This window comes from Polaromonas sp. (assembly GCF_012927415.1).
Taxonomy (GTDB): domain Bacteria; phylum Pseudomonadota; class Gammaproteobacteria; order Burkholderiales; family Burkholderiaceae_C; genus Polaromonas.
In genome coordinates this window covers 41,582-58,899 of the sequence record NZ_JABBPF010000161.1, presented here as the reverse complement: position 1 = coordinate 58,899, position 17,318 = coordinate 41,582, and the positions used below count along the sequence as shown (strand labels likewise).

The window sequence follows — 17,318 nt, the reverse complement described above, 5'->3', positions numbered from 1 at the left end:
GAAGCCGCTGCTTACTTCTTGTTGAAATCAACCACCGGCGGCACGGAAATCTGCGCTTCATTCGCCACGGCAAAGCTGGGCTTGACCTTGTAGCCAAAAATCAGCGCGGTCAGGTTGTTGGGGAAGCTGCGCGTCAGCACGTTGTACTCCTGCACGGTCTGGATATAGCGGTTGCGTGCGACGGTAATGCGGTTTTCGGTGCCTTCCAGCTGCACCCGCAAATCACTGAAGCCCTTGTTGGCCTTTAAGTCTGGATAACGTTCGCTGACCACCATCAGGCGGCTCAGGGCACTGCCCAGCTCGCCTTGCGCGGCCTGGAATTTGCTGAAGGCGGCGGGGTCGTTCAGCGTTTCAGGTGTCACCTGGATGGACGTGGCCTTGGCGCGCGCCTCAATTACCTTGGTCAGCGTGTCTTGCTCAAAGGCCGCTTCACCCTTGACCGTAGCGACAATATTGGGCACCAGGTCAGCGCGGCGCTGATACTGGTTGAGCACTTCGGACCAGGCCGACTTGGTCTGCTCGTCCAGGCTCTGGAAATTGTTGTAGCCGCAGCCCGTGAGCAGCACGCTCAGCAAGGCGACGAAAGATAAACATAATAAGCGGGTTGTCATGTAAAAGCCTCCAGAATTCAGGCCTCAACACTACCATAGTCAAACGTCGCCCAGGCCCGGCTTGAGGCGGCGCACAATTCCAGTCTGAATCCGCAGCACAGCCGCTGCCTTGCTGGCCAACTGACCCGATTGACCCCATGCGAAAACTCAAAGCTCCACCGGCCAGTGCCGGCAACGTCGACGACGTCGAGGCGGCGTTCTACGAAGCCCTGCAAAGCGGCGACATCGAAAAACTCATGGCCTGCTGGGGCGATGAGGACGAAATCGTCTGTGTCCACCCGGGTGGCGCACGGCTGGTCGGCCCGGCGGCGGTACGCGGCGCGTTTGATGCGATGTTTTCCAACGGCAGCATTCGCGCCCAGGCCGTCAGTGTGCGCAAGCTCGACACCCTGAGCGCCAGCGTGCACAGCGTGCTGGAGCGAATAGAAGTTTTGACCGAAGAAGGCCCCCGTCATGGCTATGTGATTGCCACCAACGTCTACCACCAGACCGCGCAGGGCTGGCGTATGGTGGCGCACCATGCCAGCCCGGGCAATGCGCAGGAGCTCAATGAAGAGCCGAAAACGCCGCAAGTCCTGCATTGACGGTTATAGTAAGCTATGAATTATGTAGCGCCCTGGTGGCTGCCTGGCGGCAATATGCAAACCATCTGGGCCGCCTTGCACGCCCGACGCTTCGTCGGCCCGCGCCCGGTGTTTCGCCGCGAACGCTGGGCCACGCCCGACAGCGACTTCGTCGATGTTGACTGGCTGGTGGAGTCGGCCGCCATGCTTGGCACTGCTTTTCCTTCGCTCCCCGCTGGCGGGGCTGAACCCTGCTTGCGGCAGTCTGGTGCGGCCAAACAGCCGCTGCTGGTGGTGTTTCACGGTCTTGAAGGCTCATCGGCCAGCCACTATGCCGAAGCCTTTGCCGACGTTGCCCGCCGCCGGGGCTGGGCTTTTGCCGTGCCGCATTTTCGCGGCTGCTCTGGCGAGCTCAACCTGGCACCGCGCGCCTACCACTCGGGTGATTTCACCGAGATCGACTGGATGCTCGGGCGGTTTTCCCGGGAGCATGTCGGGCCGGTGCTGGCCGTCGGTATTTCCCTGGGCGGCAACGCCCTGTTGCGCTGGGCTGGTGAAATGGGTGCGCAAGCCGGGCAGCGGGTGTCCGCCGTCGCGTCAGTCTGCTCGCCGCTCGATTTGACCGCCAGCGGCTGGGCCATAGGCCGGGGTTTTAACCGGCAGGTCTACACCCGCATGTTCCTCCGCACCATGGTGCCCAAGGCGCTGAAAAAGCTGGCGCAGCACCCCGGTCTGTTTGACCGCGATGCGCTGCTCGCGGCGCGCGACCTGCATGCATTCGACAATGTATTTACCGGACCCGTCCACGGTTTCCGAGGCGTGGACGACTACTGGGCGCGGGCCTCGGCCAAGCCGCATCTGGGGCGTATCGCCATACCCGCGCTGGCGCTGAATGCCTTGAATGACCCCTTTGTTCCGGCCAGCAGTCTGCCGCTGCCGGCCGAGGTCAGTCGCCACGTCACCCTATGGCAGCCCGCGCACGGCGGCCATGTCGGCTTTCCGGTGTCGGATTTTCCGGCGCATGTGCGCGCCATGCCTGAAGCGGTGGCGGCTTTCCTGGCCGCGCAGCTGCCGGCCAGCGCGCAGGCGGTCGCGCCTCAAGCGGGCCAAAACAGCGCAAAATAGCCCCATGGATGACATCGTCAGGCAAGCCATTGCGAAATGGCCCAACGTTCCCGACTGCTTCGGCTGGCTCGGGCTGGATGCACGCGGCAACTGGTACATGCGCGACGACCAGGCTCAGGCAGCCGGGTCTTTTGCCGCGCAAGAAGGAGGCAGCAATGCAGGCGCCAGGGGCTCGCTGCTCAAGCATGCCAAGCTGATTGACTTCATCCAGCGCAATTACGAGAGCGACGCCAGCGGCCGCTGGTTTTTCCAGAACGGTCCGCAGCGCGTCTACGTGGAGCTCGAAGCCACTCCCTTCATCTGGCGCGTTGACGCGGCACCAGGGTTTGCCGTGGCGGCGCACACCGGCCAGCCGGCACATGTCCAGCGCTGCGTGCTCGACCAGCAGGGGCGGCTCTACCTGCAAACCGACCTGGGCTTCGGCCTGGTGCATACCCAGGACATGCTGCACGCGGCTGATGCGCTGGAGCAGGGGCTGTGGATGCCCGAGGAATTCAAGGCGGCGGATCTGCCGGCCCGATTTGCTTATGTACGCAGTCCGCAATTGCTACAAAAACAATAGCACTCAGTATCCGTATGCTTTGGACCAGCGCCTGATTTTCTGAAAATCATGAAAAAAACCGGTCATCGACCGGTTTTTTTCATGCAGCGCGGCGGCTTGCTGCTTATTTGGCCGCGCCCACCATGTAGTCAACCGCCGCGCGAATGTCTGCGTCAGGGGCGGCTGAGCCCCCTTTGGGCGGCATGGCGCCCTTGCCCTTGATAGCGCTCGCGTACAGGGTCTCCATGCCGGTTTTGATGCGCGGAGCCCAGGCTGTTTTGTCGCCAAACTTGGGCGAGCCCGCCACACCAGCCGCATGGCAGGCCATGCAGACCTGTTTGTACAAAGCTTCTCCCACACCCGGTGCGGCCGCGGCAGCAACCACCGGCGCAGCGGCTGCCACCACGGTAGCGGCAGGGGCGGGGGCGGGTGTCGCTGTAGCGGCTGGAGCCGTAGCCGCGGCAGCCACAGGGGCCGAAGCAGCACCTGCCGCAGGTGCTACGGGCTCGGGGAATTTGCCGCCCGCTGCGGCAGTCATGTAGACCACCGCACGGCCAATTTCAATGTCCTCATAGTCACCGCCACCCTGCGCGCCCATGGCGTTCTTGCCCTTGAGCGCTGAGAGCAACAGTGCGTCATAGCCGGTGCTGATACGCGGGCTCCAGGCAGCGGCATCGCCAAACTTGGGCGCACCCGCCAAGCCCGCGCCGTGGCAGGTCACGCACTGGGCTTTGAAGACTTCCTCGCCGGTCTTGAGCACTCGGTTGGCGTCGCGGATTTCGACCATGCCGATTTTCTGGATACGCTGCGCCACTGCCCGTTCGGAGTTATCGCTACCGGCCAGCGGCTTGTTGGCGGAAGTCACGTAATAAACCAGTCCGATAATGGCAAAAATCGGAACCACAAAAGAGAAAAAAACCGCGGCCAGCAGCTGCTGAGGGGTCTTGATCGGTCCGGTGTGTACTTCTGCGTGGGCCGTTGTGTGATCGTTAGCGCTCATGGCGTCCTCAAAAAGCTAGAAATCGGGGGGCTATCTCGGTCTGCTGAAGCAGCCTCATATTATAGCCGCGAGCCTTGCAAAACCTCCCGCGGCAGGCTGGCTGATAGAATCATGTTCCTGCGCGTTAACCAGTTAATGCGCAGCGTGATTGCCCAAGAGCCAGTCTCGCCTTCAGACTTTGCGTCAAGTTGTTTTCCAGCGTTGCGGCTGTAGCTCAGTGGATAGAGTATTGGCCTCCGAAGCCAAGGGTCGTGGGTTCGATCCCCGCCAGCCGCACCAAGAACTGCATCGCCCGCCGTGGTCATCCGCCCGGAGGATGTTGAATGTTTGCCCAGGTGTTGGCGTCATATCAACTAACGCCAAGCCGCACTTCAACATGAATCTTTACACTTGGTGGGATACGGCAACTTATCTGGCTTGGCGACTCGCCGGCTACAGTTTGCTTAACGTCGGTGAAGACGCCGCCCTGATCGCCCTGATGTTTTGCTGAGCAGCTGCCCGGCAAGCCGGGCAGTGCTGCAATCAGCTGTTAAGCGCATGGCGCTACGAAGGCCAGGTCTGGACTCAGGCCTTCTTGGCCCACGCACTGCACCAGCCCTTGGCTGCCACCTGCTTGCCCGCAAACAGCGGGCAGCCGCCGGCGACGTCGGTTGGCTTGCCCAGGTAAAGTGCGCAACTGGCGCAATTCTGACCCGCTGCGTATTTGGGGAACTTGACCTTGTCGGCCTTGGTGGCGTCGGCCTTGTAGCCCAGCGCCGTAGCCTGTGCATCGCTTTCCTTGACCATCGGCGGGGTTTGGGCCCGTGCAAGGTGGGCAGTAGCCAGTGCCCCTGCGCCGACGACGGATTGAATGACGAAGATTCTGCGGTTTGAATTCATGATGTGGGTTCTCAATTATAAAAATTGGAACTGACCCCGGGACGACTGCGATGCAAAGCGCTCGCATCGAAAAATCATCGTGCTGTTTGTGCCGGCCGCCAACGGTCGCGCACAAATCAAAATTAGGCCATGTCCCTGTTTTTCTCACCAAAATGGGCGAAAGAGTAGTCTACGCCTAAGCGCGAAGCGCTGCCCATGCGCCGCTGGCCGTACCGCGAGCTCGCACTTTTTCCAGCGGCTTGATTGCTATTAAATATGTAGCGCGACATAGCCGTTTTATATGGACTTCAGCGCAATCTAGTTCATTTTTGGCTGCCGGACAGGTTGCCCCGCTGTGCCCCGGCTGCGGTTTGATGTAAGGTGTATTGGCACGCTGCCAGTGGCAAGGTAGCGCTGGACGCGTCCACCCGCCTCAACCCCGTGAAGGAGACATTCCATGGCAAAGCTCGTCGCACTCTACAAAAACCCACCGGACCCTGCGGCGTTTGACCGCCACTATTTTTCGGTTCATGTACCTCTTGCCAAGACTATGCCGGGCTTGCGTACCTATGAAGTGAGCAGCGGCGCGATCAGCTCGAACACCGGCGAGTCGTCTTTTCATTTGGTGGGCATTCTGACCTTTGATTCGCTGGCCGCCATTCAGCTGGCCCTGAGCTCGCCGCAAGGCCAGGCCGCGGCAGATGATCTGGCCAGTTTTGCGCAAGCCGGGGTCGAGCTGCTGATGTTTGATTTCAAAGAAATCTGATTTACGGCTGCTGTTCAGTTTCCCGTGTGGCCTCCGAAAACCCGTCGACGAAGCGGTGTGACAGGGTCACGCAACGCCATGCCGACGGTGCCCCGCTGATCCCGGACGGGGTCACGGTGATCAGCCTTAGCAGCCGGAAAATGGCCATCACCGTGCTGGTTTGGGGCGCTGCACAATGACAGTAGCGCGCCAGCGGCCAGGTTTTGCCGCGCACGGCAGTTGCGCGGCCTGCGCATGAGGTTTATGCTGAATTCGCGTGCCTGACGCGTCTTTCTCACTTTAAGGTGTGCTCTATGTATAAACGCATTTTGCTGGCTTACGATGGCTCCGAGGCTGGTCAGAAAGCTTTGCTGGACTGCCGGGATATCGCCCACTGGAGCCAGTCGGCCATCTTTCTCGGCGCGGTGATGTCGATGTCGGTTGGTGTGATGGGGATCGAGGGCGGCTATTACAGCTCGGAGATGATCGACCAGGAAAAGGACAGGTATCAGACAACCCTCAACGACGGATTACGCCGGCTGGCCGAGGCCGGATATCAGGCGCGCGGCGAAGTGCTGGTGGGTGAAGTTGTGCCGGAAATCACCCGCTATGCGGGCACGATGCAGGCTGACCTGATCGTGGTCGGCCACAAGCACCTCGACAACTGGGCGGCCCGCTGGTGGCGCGGTTCAATGTCAAGCACACTGATAGAGCACTCGCCCTGCAGCGTGCTGGTCGTCATTACTCGCTGACCGCCCTGATGGGCATCGCCACCTTCAACTTCGGGCTGGGCCTGCAGCAGCTCACCTTTTTCAATACCTTCGAGTCTTTTGGCCATCAGCCCGCATCGCGCAAGACTGACCGGTTGGGCGCGGCGGGCAAAGACCCTGCAGCCTTCGAGGCTGGGTGGGATGGCCCGCCGATCGACCCGGCAAGCGCCGATCCGGTGGCGCGCACGGCAGCGCATTCTGGAGCGCCGACAAATCGCCGCAAACCCGGCTTGCCGGCTGGGCGCTAACGCCGCTCGCGCTTGCCAGCCTGATTCAGCGGCTTATTGGCAGCCGCAAGCGCTGCCTTCGGCGCTGCCGCAGCCCGACACCCTGGCGGCTTCAAAGGCCGGAAACAGCACGTTGTTTTCCAGATGGATGTGGTTGATCAGGTCGTCGGTGAACTGCGCGATGCCGGTGTAAAGCGCGCGCCAGGTATTGCACGCGCCTTCGGGGGCCTGCATGTCGTTCGTGAGGGCATGGACCTGGTCCAGCGCCTGGCCGTGGCTGGTGTGTTCCTCGCGCATCACGCTGATGGGCCGGTCGGCAAAAGGGCGGCCGCCCGACTTGAGCAGCGGAAACAAAATAAGCTCTTCTTTTTGCATGTGTGCCAGCAGTTCCTGCTCCATCCCTTCCAGCAGTGCGGCCAGCCCGGTGGGCAGATCCGGGTGTTCGCGGTGCACCGCCTCGACGCGGCGCGCCATGCGGACCAGCTCGGGCAGCTGGATGCGGTGAACCTCATGGTAGCGGCTGATGATGTGGTCGATCAGCGCGCCGGGTGCCACGTTTTCAGGCAGGGCGTCAGGCCGCTCCAGCGCGGCGAGCTGGCCCAGCACGTCGTCCAGGTCCAGCTGTTTGTCCAGTGCCGCCTGGCGCAGGCTGACGAGACCGCCGCAGCAGAAGTCCAGTTTCAGCTTCCTGAACACGGCCGTCGCGCCTGGCAGGTCCACGGCAAGGCGTCCCAGGGATTGCTCTGCGCGATCGGCTGTCGCGGTCGCAGCAGTGGGTTCAAATTTGTCTCTGGCGCTCATGGAAATATCCTCGATGGTTCGTGTAAGAACGCTATTTTATGGCATAAAGTGCATTAACAATGTATCTTTTAATAGCAGGGTCAGGGTCAGGGTCAGGGTCAGGGTCAGGGTCAGGGCAGGACTCAGGTTTCGCCGGGAAACAATCTTTTCCGGAAAATGTCAAACTAGTCCATCAATCGGGAGTAAGCCATGAGGGTTGTCAAAAATGTTGCAAGTCTTGCGCTGGCCGTGCTGCTCACGGCGGCTTGTGCCATGTCCGCAGTGCAGCCGGGCATGTCGCGCGAAGATGTCGTGGCGCATTACGGCAAGCCGTCGCGCGTGCTGCCGGTGGCTGGCGGGACACGGCTGCAGTACTCGTCCCAACCCGCCGGCCAGCGCGCCGTGATGGTCGATCTGGACGCTGCGGGCCGGGTGATCGCCGTGCGTCAGATGATGACGCTCGCCGAGCTTTCAAAAATCGAGCCGGGCAAATGGACGCGTGGGGACGTGGAACGCGAGTTTGGCCGGCCCGCGAGCATTGACCGGGTCGCCTCCTGGTCCGGGGACATCATGACCTACCGCTGGCTGGACGTCACCCAGGACATGTACTTCTGGGTCTATCTGGACGGCGGCAATGTCGTCCAGCGTACCGGCCAGGGCATGGAAATTCCCATCAGGATGAACGACAACAACTGATGCCCCGGATCGGCCCGGCGCTAGCCCACAGCCCGGCCAATGTCGGGCCAGCGATGGTGCAGATAGACCCACGCGACCAGGCCAATGCACATCATGCCGAGAGACACGGCGGCCAGCGCCGGTGTCGAATGCATCACCAGCGGCGCAACCACGCCAGCCACCAGGCCGTTGGCGGTGGAGCCGATAAAGGCCTGCAGGGAAGACGCCATGCCGCGCCGCTCGGGGTAAAGGTCAAGTACCAGCAGCGTCACCACCGGCACCATCATCGCCCAGCCGAAGGCAAAAATGGCAATCGGAAACAGCGCCCACGCTACGTGCGCGGTGAACAGCAGATTGGCCACCAGATTGAGCACGGAGGTCACCAGCATGATGACAAAGCCGTGGCGGATTTGCCGTTTGGGCGCGATTTTTCCGGCCATGCGGCCACTCAGCCAGGCGCCCGACATGATGCCGGAGATGGTCAGCATGAAAAACCAGAAAAACTGGGTCGGCTGCAGCGCCAGGTGCTCACCCAGAAACGCCGGCGCCGACAGCACATACAAAAACATGCCATTGAAGGGCACGCCGCTGGCCAGTGCCAGCAGCAGAAAGCGCGGGCTTGACCCCAGTTGCCAGTAACCGCGCATCAGGTGTCGTACTTCAAAAGGCTGGCGCGCCTCAAGCTGCAGCGTTTCCGGCAAAAAACGGTAGTTGGTAAGCCAGAGCACGACACCGACGCCAGTGAGAAACCAGAAAATGCTGTGCCAGCCGAGATGCACAAACAGCCACCCACCGACAATCGGCGCCAGCGCCGGGGCCACGCCGAAATAAATGGTGACCTGGCTCATCACCTGCTGCGCCTGTGCGGGCGGAAACATGTCGCGTATCACGGCGCGTGACACCACGATGCCCGCGCCGGTGGACAAGCCCTGCATGGCCCTGAAAAACACCAGCTGGCCCACGTTTTGCGACAGGGCGCAACCGGCAGACGCCAGAGTGAACATGGCAATGCCCCACAACACGATGGGCCGGCGGCCAAAGCTGTCGGCAAGTGCGCCATGGAACAGGTTCATGAATGCAAAACCGAACAGATAAGCCGATAGCGTCTGCTGCATTTGCACCGGCGTTGCGCCCAGCGACTGAGTCATGCCGGCAAAGGCCGGAATGTAGGTGTCAATTGAAAACGGTCCCAGCATGCCGAGTACGGCCAGCAAGGCGGCGAGCGCCCAGCGCGGTCCGCGCCAAAGTGAGTCGGCGTTGGGATTCATTCTTTTTTGAGTTTCAGGGCGGCGTCATAAAGCTCGTTGCGCGCCGCACCTGTGATTTCGGCGGCGAGCCTGACGGCGGTCTTCAGTGGCAATTCCGCCAGCAGCAGTTGCAGCACCCGGCTGCTGTCGTCCGGGCCCTGATGCGGTGCCGATGCATGCAGCACCAGTGCGAATTCGCCGCGCGTGCGCTGCGGGCCAGCAGCCAGCCAGGCGGCAAAATCCTGTGCGGGCATGGTGGCAATTTCCTCAAACTGTTTGGTCAGCTCACGCCCCACCGTGATCAGCCGGCTTTGCAGCAAGCCAAGCGCGCGGGCCAGCGCTTCGATGCGGTGCGGCGCTTCCAGAATCACCGTTGCGCGCGTGTCGGCCTGCAGCAGGGCAATCGCCTGGTCGCGCTCGCCCGCCTTGCTGGGCAAAAATCCGGCAAAGACAAAACTGGTGCCACTCTCGGCGCTGCCTTCGGCCCTAGTGACGCCAGCGGCGCTGAGCACGGTGGTAACGCTGCTGGCACCGGGCAGAGGCATGACCTTGAATCCGGCGCCGCGGACAGCGGCCACCAGGCGCGCGCCGGGGTCGCTCACGGCGGGTGTTCCGGCGTCGCTGACATAAGCCACGCGCTCGCCGCGCTGCAGGCGCTGCACGACGAGGCCGGCGGCTTCGGCTTCGTTGTGCTGGTGCACGGCCAGCAGCGGTTTGTCAATGCCGTACTGGCGCAGCAGGGGTTGGGTGTGGCGCTTGTCTTCGCAGGCGATGGCGTTAACAAGCTGCAGGACGTACAGGGCGCGCAGGCTGATGTCAGCGAGGTTGCCAATCGGGGTGGCCACGACATACAGCGCGGCTTCAGGATAATGCTGCATACCCGCTGCGGCGCGGGCGGCGTCCAGTGCCAATTCGAAAGAAGCGTTCAATGTGGTTTTCCAGAAAACAGGGGATCAAGGCAGCGCCCGAGAGCTTGGAAAAGATTGCTCCGGCCTTGCCAAAAGAGATTACCACCAAGTCGCGCGGTGATGCGGCCGAGTCGGCCGCGCTCGCCTGGCTGATTCGTGGCGGAATGAAATTGGTGGAGGCCAATTATCGGACGCCGGGGCGAGGTGGTGGCGAAATTGATCTGGTGATGCGCGCCGCCGATGGCACGCTGGTGTTTGTCGAGGTGCGCCAGCGCTCGGGCAGTTCGCATGGTGGCGCTGCGGCCAGCATCGGCAGCGTCAAGCAGCGGCGCATTATTTTTGCCGCGCGTCACTATCTGCTGCGGTTTGCCAGCCCGCCGCCTTGCCGTTTTGATGTGGTGCTGGTGCAGGGCGCGCTGCATGGTGCGGCAGCTCACGGCAGGCCCGAAGCGCACATTGAATGGCTGATCGCAGCCTTCGACGCTTCATGACAGCCGGGTGCCGCCATGATGCCGGCGCGAAAATGGCGGCGAATTTGTAACCATACCTTGCGCTGTCAAGGCTCAAGCCTCCCGAAGGCACGGGGCGGCACAGTGACCCGGTATCATTCGAGCATGCTTGAACAACGAATCGAACAGCAATTTATCGACAGCGCCGATCTCAAATACCAGGCGGCGCAAATCCTTTCCAAACCTGTCGCTGCGGCGGTGCAGGCCATTTTGGCCAGCGTCACCAGTGGCGGCAAGGTACTGGCTTGCGGCAATGGCGGCTCGGCCGCTGATGCGCAGCACTTCGCTGCAGAATTTGTCGGCCGCTACGAACGGGAACGGCCAGAACTAGGCGCAATTGCCCTGACGACCGACAGCTCCATCATTACCGCGATTGCCAACGATTACGATTTCAGCGTGATTTTTTCCAAGCAGGTCCGCGCCCTCGGCGTTGCCGGCGATGTATTGCTCGCCCTGAGCACCAGCGGCAACTCGGCCAATGTGCTGGCCGCTATCGAAGCGGCGCACGAGCGCGAAATGACCGTGGTGGCGCTGACTGGCCGGGGCGGCGGCAAGATCAGCCAGGCCCTGCGCGAAACCGATGTCCATGTCTGTGTGCCGCATGAGCGAACTGCCCGTATTCAGGAAGTGCATTCTCTCGTCATTCACTGCATTTGTGACGGCGTGGATACCCAGTTACTTGGTGATCAGGAGTCTTCGGTATGAAAGCAATTGTGATGAAACGTCTGGCCCTGTCGGCATGCGCGGCGACGCTGCTTTGTGGCGCCCTGGCGGCTTGTGTACCGCTCATGGTGGGCGGCGCGGTGGCAGGCGGGTCGCTGGTGGTCATCGACCGGCGCACCTCGGGTGCCCAGCTTGACGATGAGGCCATCGAGCTACGGGCTGCCAACCGGATCCGTTCCGAGCTTGGCACGCGCGTGCGCGTCAGCGTCACCAGTTACAACCGTCAGGTGCTGCTGACCGGTGAGGTGCCCAATCTGCAGGACAGGAAGCTGGTTGAGCAAGTGGTGTCGCGGGTGGAAAATGTCACGAGCGTCGTCAATGAGCTGGCCGTTCTGAACAGCCCGTCGCTGGTTGAGCGCTCTTCGGATACGCTGCTCACGGGACGCATCAAGGCCATGCTGCTCGACGCCAAGGATCTGCAATCGAACGCCTTCAAGGTCGTGACCGAGCGGGGCACGACCTACCTGATGGGGCGGGTGACGATGCGCGAGGCAGACCGGGCGACCGAAGTGGTTCGCGCCACGCCCGGCGTGCAAAAAGTCATACGCATTTTTGAAATCATCAGCCAGGATGAGCTGATGCGCATTCAGTCTTCATCATCCGTCAGGTTGTGAGCCCTTGCCGCCACGTTCACGGGCGGCTGGCCTGAAGATATTCCCCAGGCTTATTTCAGGCGCCTGATGAGGCTGGAAGTATCCCAGCGCTGGCCACCCATGGCTTGCACGTCGGCATAAAACTGGTCTACCAGGGCCGTCACGGGCAGTCGGGCTCCATTTCGTTTGGCTTCGTCCAGCACCAGTCCCAGATCCTTGCGCATCCAGTCAACCGCAAAACCGAAATCGAACTGGTCGGCCACCATGGTCTTGCCGCGATTGTCGAGCTGCCAGCTTTGCGCTGCGCCCTTGCCGATCACGTCGAGCACCTGATTCACATCCAGCCCGGCTTTCTGGCCAAAGGCCACGGCTTCGCTCAAGCCCTGTACCAGGCCGGCAATACAGATCTGGTTGACCATTTTGGTGAGCTGGCCGGCACCTACCTCGCCCATCAGGGTGAAAGCCTTTGAAAAAGCCATGCCGGCCGGCTTGACGATGTCGAACGCCGCCGCGTCGCCACCGCACATCACGGTGAGCGCGCCGTTCTGGGCACCTGCCTGGCCGCCAGAGACGGGGGCGTCGATGAATTGCAGGCCAAGTGGCCGGGCTGCGGCGTGCAGTTCGCGGGCCACATTGGCCGATGCCGTGGTGTGGTCTGCAAACACGGCAGCCGGCTTCATGCCTGCAAAAGCGCCTTCCGTGCCCAATGCCACCGCACGCAGGTCATCGTCATTGCCGACGCAGCAAAACACAATATCGGCACCGGCGGCGGCTTCGCGCGGGGTGGTGGCCGACGTGCCCTTGAATTCGCCGCACCATGCGTGGGCTTTTGCGGCGCTGCGGTTGTAGACCGTGACCCGATGGCCGGCCAGCGCGAGATGGCCCGCCATCGAGTAACCCATCACGCCCAGCCCGAGAAAGGCAACTTTGCGCGGGGTGGATGATTCGTAGGTTTTGGGGTGGGTGCTGGTCATCGGATAGAACTCGCGAAGGGTCGAGGTGAATGAGGCGTTCAGGAAAGGCGCTGGCCGCTCTGGTGCTGCCGCGTGTGTTTAAACGATGGCGAAATTTTCGGTACCCGCTGCCAGGTCGGATGACTTGGCGCGCTGGGAATTGAGCTTGATCTGCAGGCGCAGGTCGTTCACCGAGTCGGCGTTGCGCAGGGCGTCTTCGTAGCTGATATGGTTGCCTTCGAAGGCATCAAACAGCGCCTGGTCAAAGGTCTGCATGCCCATATTGCGGCTTTTCTTCATGATCTCCTTGATTTCGGTCACCTCGCCCTTGAAGATCAGGTCGGAAATCAGCGGTGAATTGAGCATGATTTCGACCGCTGCATAACGCCCCTTGCTGTCCTGCTTGGGGACCAGCCGCTGGGAAACCACGGCTTTGAGGTTGAGCGACAAATCCATCAACAACTGGTCCCGGCGTTCTTCCGGGAAAAAGTTGATGATCCGGTCCATCGCCTGATTGGCGCTGTTGGCGTGCAGCGTGGCAATGCACAAATGGCCGGTCTCGGCAAAAGTCAGGGCATGCTCCATGGTTTCGCGGTCGCGGATCTCGCCCATCAAAATCACATCGGGCGCCTGGCGCAGCGAGTTTTTCAGTGCGGACTCCCAGCTGTCCGTGTCCAGCCCGACCTCGCGCTGCGTCACCACGCAGTTTTTGTGCATGTGGACAAATTCCACCGGATCTTCAATCGTGATGATGTGGCCAAACGATTGCTCGTTGCGCCAGTCAATCATGGCGGCCACGGTGGTCGACTTGCCCGAGCCGGTGGCGCCTACCAAAATGGTCAACCCGCGCTTGGTCATGGCCACGTCCTTGAGGATCTGCGGCAGCGCCAGGGCGTCAATCGTGGGCAGGGTGGCCGGAATGACGCGCATCACCATGCCGACCTTGCCCTGCTGCAGGAAAGCGTTGACCCGAAACCGGCCTACGCCGGGCGGCGAGATGGCGAAGTTGCACTCCTTGGTGCGCTCAAATTCGGCTGACTGCTTGTCGTTCATGAGGGCACGCGCCAGTGCCAGCGTATGGCCGGCATTCAGCGGCTGCGACGATACCTTGGTCACCCTGCCGTCCACCTTGATGGCGGGGGGGAAGTCTCCGGTGATGAACAGGTCGCTGCCGCCGCGGCTGACCATGAGCCTCAGGAGATCGTTGATGAATTTACTGGCCTGATCGCGTTCCATGAAGGGTCCTCTAGAAATTCAGCGGGAGCATTGGTGGGAACACGTCAAATTTTCTTGTCGCTCAGCCGGGCGCTGACCACCCTGAGGCGCCGCGATAGCTTGCGTGCCAGCAGGGCAATCAGGCTGGCGGCCAGTGCCGGGTCAGCGACCATCATCTCGTCGAGCGCCTGGGCGCTCAGCACGGCAATTTCGCAATCGGTGAGCGAGGTGCAGACTGAAAAGCGCATGCCGCTGTCCAGCAGCGACATTTCCCCCAGCAATTCGCCTGGGCGCGCTTCCGTAAGGCGAAGGCGCTCGCCCCAGGGTTGGGCGCGGTCCACAGCAATGGTGCCGGTCAGCAGCACGATCATGAAGTCGCCGTATTCATCCTGGCGGATGATGTCCCGGCCGGCCGTGACAGAGGCGAAATCAAAAAACTGTTCCAGCCGGGAAACGAAGTTAGAGGACAGCTTTGCCATGTATTTGTCTTTGGCCCACAGGGCCTGCAGCAGCTTGCTGCCGCGGCTGGCGGACAGGCGCTTGGAGCCGATTTCGTTGGCGCGGGCCTCCCACGGAATCAACATGGCCGAATCGACGCCCAGGTCGGCAAAAGCGGTCGAAAACAGCAGCGAGTCGCTGTCGTCAACCTCTTTGGTTCGCCTGGATTGCTTGAGAAGTCCGAGTAAGCCCTTCATTGATTTTCTCCTGGTGTCAGGTCGTTCAGCCCGGAAAGTTTTCGGGAATTTTGGCCTTGCTGCGAGCTTCCGCCGCAGAAATCACGTTGCGTTTGACCAGTTCGGTCAGATTCTGGTCCAGCGTCTGCATGCCCACGCTGTTGCCGGTCTGGATCGACGAGTACATCTGCGCCACCTTGGCTTCACGGATCAGGTTGCGGATGGCGCTGGTGCCCAGCATGATTTCGTGTGCTGCGACGCGGCCCTGACCGTCCTTGGTCTTGCACAGCGTTTGCGAAATCACCGCCTGCAGCGATTCCGATAGCATGGACCGGATCATCTCCTTTTCTGCTGCCGGAAAAACGTCAATCACGCGGTCAATCGTCTTGGCGGCGCTGGAGGTATGTAGCGTGCCAAACACCAGGTGGCCGGTTTCGGCTGCCGTCATGGCCAGTCGAATGGTTTCCAGATCGCGCATTTCGCCGACCAGGATGGCGTCGGGATCTTCGCGCAAGGCCGACCTCAGCGCCGCGCTGAAGCTCAGCGTGTGGGGACCGACCTCGCGCTGGTTGATCAGGCATTTTTTGGATTCGTGGACAAATTCGATGGGGTCTTCGACCGTCAGGATATGGCCGTACTCGGTTTCATTCAGGTAATTGACCATGGCCGCCAGCGTGGTGGATTTGCCCGAGCCGGTAGGTCCCGTCACCAGCACCATGCCACGCGGCTTGAGCGCCAAGTCGCCAAAAATCTTTGGCGCGCCGAGTTGCTCCAGCGTCAAAATCTTGGAGGGAATGGTTCGCAGCACGGCGCCAGCGCCACGGTTCTGGTTGAAGGCATTGACACGAAAGCGCGCCAGACCGTCAATTTCGAAGGAGAAATCAACCTCGAGAAACTCTTCGTATTGCTTGCGCTGGGTGTCATTCATGATGTCATACACCATGGCATGCACCTGTTTGTGGTCCAGCGGATCAATATTGATGCGGCGCACGTCGCCGTGAACCCGGATCATGGGAGGCAACCCAGCCGATAAGTGCAAGTCGGACGCCTTGTTCTTGACGCTAAAGGCCAGCAGCTGCGTAATGTCCATCCCTGGGAATCCTTGGAGTTTGTATCTGAGTTTACATTTGCATTATGACCACGATTGCACGCAGTCTCCAGCTTGTTCTTGACCGAATTCACGCGGCATGTATTGCTGCAGGGCGCGACCCGGCCAGTGTCCGGTTGCTGGCCGTTTCGAAAACCTTTGGCGCCGATGACGTGACGCAGGCGGTGCTGGCCGGGCAGCGCGCGTTCGGGGAAAACTACATTGTCGAGGGTGTCGCGAAGATTGAGGCATTGAACGGCTGGCAGCAAGCCCAGCCGGGCGGCCAACGTGAAGCGCTGCAATGGCACTGCATCGGTCCGGTGCAAGGCAACAAGACCCGGCTGTTGGCGGAGCACTTTGACTGGGTCCAGTCGGTCGATCGTTTGAAGATTGCCCAGCGCCTGAGCGAGCAGCGGCCGCCAGCCTTGCCATCGCTGCAAATCTGTCTGCAGGTCAATGTGGACGGCGGCGCCAACAAATCCGGGGTGGCGCCTGCCGATGTCCCGGGATTGGCGCAAGAGGTCGCCCGGCTGCCGCGACTGGTACTGCGCGGCTTGATGGCGATTCCCGAGCCTGCTATTGATTTTGCAGCTGCTTGCGCCCTCCATGCAAGGACCAAGGCCATTTTTGACCAGATCAATGCGGCTGGCGTGCTGGCGTTGCCGATGGACACGCTTTCCATGGGCATGACGGCTGATCTGGAGGCGGCGATTCATGCCGGCAGCACCATGGTGCGGGTGGGGACGGCCATTTTTGGCGGGAGGTAAAGAGCCCCCACGCTTGTCGCTTCGCGTACTGCGCTGCCCCCCGAGGGGGCCGCTGCGCCAGCGGACTGGCAAAGCCAGATCCGCGGCCCCTGCTCGAAAATAGAAAGCCTACGCTTGTCGCTTGGCGTACTGTGCTGCCCCCCGAGGGGGTCGCTGCGCCAGCGGACTGGCAAAGCCAGATCCGCGGCCCCGGCCGGAAAATAGATCCCCCACGCTTGCTCACTGCGGCGTGGGGTAAATGCGAACCGCCCGGATGTATCGGTCAGCTAAACGCCCAGCGCCAGCCGGGTGGTGTTCTTGACTTCCTCCATCACTGCGTAGGTGCGGGTTTCGCGCACGCCGGGCAGTTGCCACAGCACGGTGCCGGCAAATGACCGGTAAGCGGCCATGTCGGCCATGCGGGTTTTGAGCAGGTAGTCGAAACCACCGGCCACCATATGGCATTCCATGATTTGGGGATACACCTGCACGGAGGCCTTGAAGGCTTCAAACACATTGGGCGTGGTGCGGTCCAGCAGCACCTCGACAAACACCATCATCCCGGCGCCCAGCCTGAGCGGGTCCAGCCGCGCCTCATAGCCCAGGATGTAGCCGTCGCGGGTGAGCCGCTGCACGCGCGCCAGCACGGCCGTGGGTGACAGCGCCACGCCTTCAGCCAGCTTGAGGTTGGAAATGCGGCCGTCGCGCTGCAGCGCATTCAGGATTTTCAGGTCGATACGGTCAATATCTGGTGAGGTCTCGAACATG

22 protein-coding genes and 1 tRNA gene are annotated in these 17,318 nt (G+C 61.5%); 12 read left to right on the top strand and 11 right to left on the bottom strand.

The window, feature by feature from the left end:
- Positions 1-11: 11 nt before the first annotated feature.
- Positions 12-611, bottom strand: coding sequence for a LemA family protein (locus tag HHJ19_RS13705; protein ID WP_296908304.1), 600 nt, complete (start codon positions 609-611; stop codon positions 12-14).
- 137 nt (positions 612-748) lie between these two features.
- On the opposite strand from HHJ19_RS13705, the gene HHJ19_RS13700 reads away from it, so the two are divergent.
- From HHJ19_RS13700 to HHJ19_RS13690, 3 genes are read left to right on the top strand one after another with little or no spacing between them, the layout of a single operon-like run.
- The gene (locus tag HHJ19_RS13700) at positions 749-1,195 is read left to right on the top strand and encodes a nuclear transport factor 2 family protein (protein ID WP_296908303.1); all 447 of its coding nucleotides are present in this window, start codon (positions 749-751) and stop codon (positions 1,193-1,195) included.
- 15 nt (positions 1,196-1,210) lie between these two features.
- Positions 1,211-2,299 carry an alpha/beta fold hydrolase gene (locus HHJ19_RS13695; RefSeq protein WP_296908301.1) on the top strand — a complete coding sequence of 363 codons (1,089 nt, stop codon included), beginning with the start codon at positions 1,211-1,213 and terminating at the stop codon, positions 2,297-2,299.
- A 4-nt stretch (positions 2,300-2,303) separates the two neighbouring features.
- The gene (locus tag HHJ19_RS13690; protein ID WP_296908300.1) at positions 2,304-2,861 is read left to right on the top strand and encodes a DUF2946 family protein; all 558 of its coding nucleotides are present in this window, start codon (positions 2,304-2,306) and stop codon (positions 2,859-2,861) included.
- Positions 2,862-2,964: 103 nt separating this feature from the next.
- On the opposite strand, the gene HHJ19_RS13685 is transcribed toward HHJ19_RS13690, so the two are convergent.
- Complete coding sequence (locus HHJ19_RS13685) at positions 2,965-3,840, bottom strand: c-type cytochrome (RefSeq protein WP_296908299.1); 876 nt, start codon at positions 3,838-3,840, stop codon at positions 2,965-2,967.
- A gap of 203 nt (positions 3,841-4,043) precedes the next feature.
- On the opposite strand from HHJ19_RS13685, the gene HHJ19_RS13680 reads away from it, so the two are divergent.
- A tRNA-Arg gene (locus HHJ19_RS13680) sits at positions 4,044-4,119 on the top strand.
- A 285-nt stretch (positions 4,120-4,404) separates the two neighbouring features.
- Here HHJ19_RS13680 and HHJ19_RS13675 read toward each other — a convergent pair.
- Entirely contained in the window at positions 4,405-4,719 is a 315-nt protein-coding gene (locus tag HHJ19_RS13675) for a high-potential iron-sulfur protein (protein WP_296908298.1), read from the bottom strand.
- 436 nt (positions 4,720-5,155) lie between these two features.
- On the opposite strand from HHJ19_RS13675, the gene HHJ19_RS13670 reads away from it, so the two are divergent.
- The 3 genes from HHJ19_RS13670 (at position 5,156) to HHJ19_RS13660 (ending at position 6,461) form a co-directional block, all read left to right on the top strand.
- Positions 5,156-5,464: an EthD family reductase gene (locus tag HHJ19_RS13670; RefSeq protein WP_296908296.1), complete on the top strand. Its 309-nt coding sequence runs from the start codon at positions 5,156-5,158 to the stop codon at positions 5,462-5,464.
- Positions 5,465-5,757: 293 nt separating this feature from the next.
- A complete protein-coding gene (locus tag HHJ19_RS13665; RefSeq protein ID WP_296908294.1) occupies positions 5,758-6,195 on the top strand; it encodes a universal stress protein in 438 nt (145 codons plus the stop codon).
- Positions 6,196-6,203: 8 nt separating this feature from the next.
- Entirely contained in the window at positions 6,204-6,461 is a 258-nt protein-coding gene (locus tag HHJ19_RS13660) for a hypothetical protein (protein WP_296908292.1), read from the top strand.
- A gap of 33 nt (positions 6,462-6,494) precedes the next feature.
- Here the strand turns inward: HHJ19_RS13660 and ytfE are convergent, their stop codons facing one another.
- Entirely contained in the window at positions 6,495-7,241 is a 747-nt protein-coding gene (ytfE, locus tag HHJ19_RS13655) for an iron-sulfur cluster repair protein YtfE (RefSeq protein ID WP_296908290.1), read from the bottom strand.
- 189 nt (positions 7,242-7,430) lie between these two features.
- On the opposite strand from ytfE, the gene HHJ19_RS13650 reads away from it, so the two are divergent.
- Complete coding sequence (locus HHJ19_RS13650; protein ID WP_296908288.1) at positions 7,431-7,916, top strand: hypothetical protein; 486 nt, start codon at positions 7,431-7,433, stop codon at positions 7,914-7,916.
- 20 nt (positions 7,917-7,936) lie between these two features.
- Here HHJ19_RS13650 and HHJ19_RS13645 read toward each other — a convergent pair whose 3' ends face one another.
- Together HHJ19_RS13645 and rsmI are read right to left on the bottom strand one after the other, a co-directional pair.
- A complete protein-coding gene (locus tag HHJ19_RS13645; RefSeq protein WP_296908286.1) occupies positions 7,937-9,163 on the bottom strand; it encodes a multidrug effflux MFS transporter in 1,227 nt (408 codons plus the stop codon).
- A complete protein-coding gene (gene rsmI / locus HHJ19_RS13640; RefSeq protein WP_296908356.1) occupies positions 9,160-10,020 on the bottom strand; it encodes a 16S rRNA (cytidine(1402)-2'-O)-methyltransferase in 861 nt (286 codons plus the stop codon). The genes HHJ19_RS13645 and rsmI overlap by 4 nt, the downstream gene beginning before the upstream one ends.
- 50 nt (positions 10,021-10,070) lie before the next feature.
- Here rsmI and HHJ19_RS13635 point away from each other — a divergent pair, with 50 nt between their 5' ends.
- From HHJ19_RS13635 to HHJ19_RS13625, 3 genes are all read left to right on the top strand, one after another.
- The gene (locus HHJ19_RS13635; RefSeq protein ID WP_296908285.1) at positions 10,071-10,541 is read left to right on the top strand and encodes a YraN family protein; all 471 of its coding nucleotides are present in this window, start codon (positions 10,071-10,073) and stop codon (positions 10,539-10,541) included.
- Positions 10,542-10,664: 123 nt separating this feature from the next.
- Positions 10,665-11,264, top strand: coding sequence for a phosphoheptose isomerase (locus HHJ19_RS13630; protein ID WP_296908283.1), 600 nt, complete (start codon positions 10,665-10,667; stop codon positions 11,262-11,264).
- Entirely contained in the window at positions 11,261-11,896 is a 636-nt protein-coding gene (locus HHJ19_RS13625; RefSeq protein WP_296908281.1) for a BON domain-containing protein, read from the top strand. The genes HHJ19_RS13630 and HHJ19_RS13625 overlap by 4 nt, the downstream gene beginning before the upstream one ends.
- 50 nt (positions 11,897-11,946) lie before the next feature.
- Here the strand turns inward: HHJ19_RS13625 and HHJ19_RS13620 are convergent, their stop codons facing one another.
- From HHJ19_RS13620 to HHJ19_RS13605, 4 genes are all read right to left on the bottom strand, one after another.
- Positions 11,947-12,849, bottom strand: a complete 903-nt coding sequence (locus tag HHJ19_RS13620; RefSeq protein ID WP_296908279.1) for an NAD(P)-dependent oxidoreductase — start codon at positions 12,847-12,849, stop codon at positions 11,947-11,949.
- A 78-nt stretch (positions 12,850-12,927) separates the two neighbouring features.
- Positions 12,928-14,064, bottom strand: coding sequence for a PilT/PilU family type 4a pilus ATPase (locus HHJ19_RS13615; protein WP_296908278.1), 1,137 nt, complete (start codon positions 14,062-14,064; stop codon positions 12,928-12,930).
- A gap of 44 nt (positions 14,065-14,108) precedes the next feature.
- Entirely contained in the window at positions 14,109-14,738 is a 630-nt protein-coding gene (locus HHJ19_RS13610; protein ID WP_296908276.1) for a cyclic nucleotide-binding domain-containing protein, read from the bottom strand.
- A 25-nt stretch (positions 14,739-14,763) separates the two neighbouring features.
- Complete coding sequence (locus HHJ19_RS13605) at positions 14,764-15,807, bottom strand: type IV pilus twitching motility protein PilT (protein WP_296908274.1); 1,044 nt, start codon at positions 15,805-15,807, stop codon at positions 14,764-14,766.
- A 44-nt stretch (positions 15,808-15,851) separates the two neighbouring features.
- Between HHJ19_RS13605 and HHJ19_RS13600 the strand changes: the two genes are divergently transcribed.
- Positions 15,852-16,571 carry a YggS family pyridoxal phosphate-dependent enzyme gene (locus HHJ19_RS13600; protein ID WP_296908272.1) on the top strand — a complete coding sequence of 240 codons (720 nt, stop codon included), beginning with the start codon at positions 15,852-15,854 and terminating at the stop codon, positions 16,569-16,571.
- A gap of 266 nt (positions 16,572-16,837) precedes the next feature.
- Here the strand turns inward: HHJ19_RS13600 and HHJ19_RS13595 are convergent, their stop codons facing one another.
- Positions 16,838-17,317 (bottom strand): Lrp/AsnC ligand binding domain-containing protein, encoded by a 480-nt coding sequence (locus HHJ19_RS13595; RefSeq protein ID WP_296908270.1) that lies wholly within the window; start codon positions 17,315-17,317, stop codon positions 16,838-16,840.
- Position 17,318 lies beyond the last annotated feature (1 nt).

What these genes read in the sequence shown, in the direction of transcription:
- HHJ19_RS13605 (WP_296908274.1), bottom strand. Translation starts at nt 15,807, where the DNA reads ATGGACATTACGCAGCTGCTGGCCTTTAGCGTCAAGAACAAGGCGTCC.
- HHJ19_RS13665 (WP_296908294.1), top strand. Translation starts at nt 5,758, where the DNA reads ATGTATAAACGCATTTTGCTGGCTTACGATGGCTCCGAGGCTGGTCAG.
- HHJ19_RS13630 (WP_296908283.1), top strand. Translation starts at nt 10,665, where the DNA reads ATGCTTGAACAACGAATCGAACAGCAATTTATCGACAGCGCCGATCTC.
- rsmI (WP_296908356.1), bottom strand. Translation starts at nt 10,020, where the DNA reads ATGCAGCATTATCCTGAAGCCGCGCTGTATGTCGTGGCCACCCCGATT.
- HHJ19_RS13620 (WP_296908279.1), bottom strand. Translation starts at nt 12,849, where the DNA reads ATGACCAGCACCCACCCCAAAACCTACGAATCATCCACCCCGCGCAAA.
- ytfE (WP_296908290.1), bottom strand. Translation starts at nt 7,241, where the DNA reads ATGAGCGCCAGAGACAAATTTGAACCCACTGCTGCGACCGCGACAGCC.
- HHJ19_RS13685 (WP_296908299.1), bottom strand. Translation starts at nt 3,840, where the DNA reads ATGAGCGCTAACGATCACACAACGGCCCACGCAGAAGTACACACCGGA.
- HHJ19_RS13645 (WP_296908286.1), bottom strand. Translation starts at nt 9,163, where the DNA reads ATGAATCCCAACGCCGACTCACTTTGGCGCGGACCGCGCTGGGCGCTC.
- HHJ19_RS13700 (WP_296908303.1), top strand. Translation starts at nt 749, where the DNA reads ATGCGAAAACTCAAAGCTCCACCGGCCAGTGCCGGCAACGTCGACGAC.
- HHJ19_RS13675 (WP_296908298.1), bottom strand. Translation starts at nt 4,719, where the DNA reads ATGAATTCAAACCGCAGAATCTTCGTCATTCAATCCGTCGTCGGCGCA.
- HHJ19_RS13650 (WP_296908288.1), top strand. Translation starts at nt 7,431, where the DNA reads ATGAGGGTTGTCAAAAATGTTGCAAGTCTTGCGCTGGCCGTGCTGCTC.
- HHJ19_RS13660 (WP_296908292.1), top strand. Translation starts at nt 6,204, where the DNA reads ATGGGCATCGCCACCTTCAACTTCGGGCTGGGCCTGCAGCAGCTCACC.
- HHJ19_RS13600 (WP_296908272.1), top strand. Translation starts at nt 15,852, where the DNA reads ATGACCACGATTGCACGCAGTCTCCAGCTTGTTCTTGACCGAATTCAC.
- HHJ19_RS13625 (WP_296908281.1), top strand. Translation starts at nt 11,261, where the DNA reads ATGAAAGCAATTGTGATGAAACGTCTGGCCCTGTCGGCATGCGCGGCG.
- HHJ19_RS13690 (WP_296908300.1), top strand. Translation starts at nt 2,304, where the DNA reads ATGGATGACATCGTCAGGCAAGCCATTGCGAAATGGCCCAACGTTCCC.
- HHJ19_RS13705 (WP_296908304.1), bottom strand. Translation starts at nt 611, where the DNA reads ATGACAACCCGCTTATTATGTTTATCTTTCGTCGCCTTGCTGAGCGTG.
- HHJ19_RS13615 (WP_296908278.1), bottom strand. Translation starts at nt 14,064, where the DNA reads ATGGAACGCGATCAGGCCAGTAAATTCATCAACGATCTCCTGAGGCTC.
- HHJ19_RS13695 (WP_296908301.1), top strand. Translation starts at nt 1,211, where the DNA reads ATGAATTATGTAGCGCCCTGGTGGCTGCCTGGCGGCAATATGCAAACC.
- HHJ19_RS13635 (WP_296908285.1), top strand. Translation starts at nt 10,071, where the DNA reads ATGTGGTTTTCCAGAAAACAGGGGATCAAGGCAGCGCCCGAGAGCTTG.
- HHJ19_RS13595 (WP_296908270.1), bottom strand. Translation starts at nt 17,317, where the DNA reads ATGTTCGAGACCTCACCAGATATTGACCGTATCGACCTGAAAATCCTG.
- HHJ19_RS13610 (WP_296908276.1), bottom strand. Translation starts at nt 14,738, where the DNA reads ATGAAGGGCTTACTCGGACTTCTCAAGCAATCCAGGCGAACCAAAGAG.
- HHJ19_RS13670 (WP_296908296.1), top strand. Translation starts at nt 5,156, where the DNA reads ATGGCAAAGCTCGTCGCACTCTACAAAAACCCACCGGACCCTGCGGCG.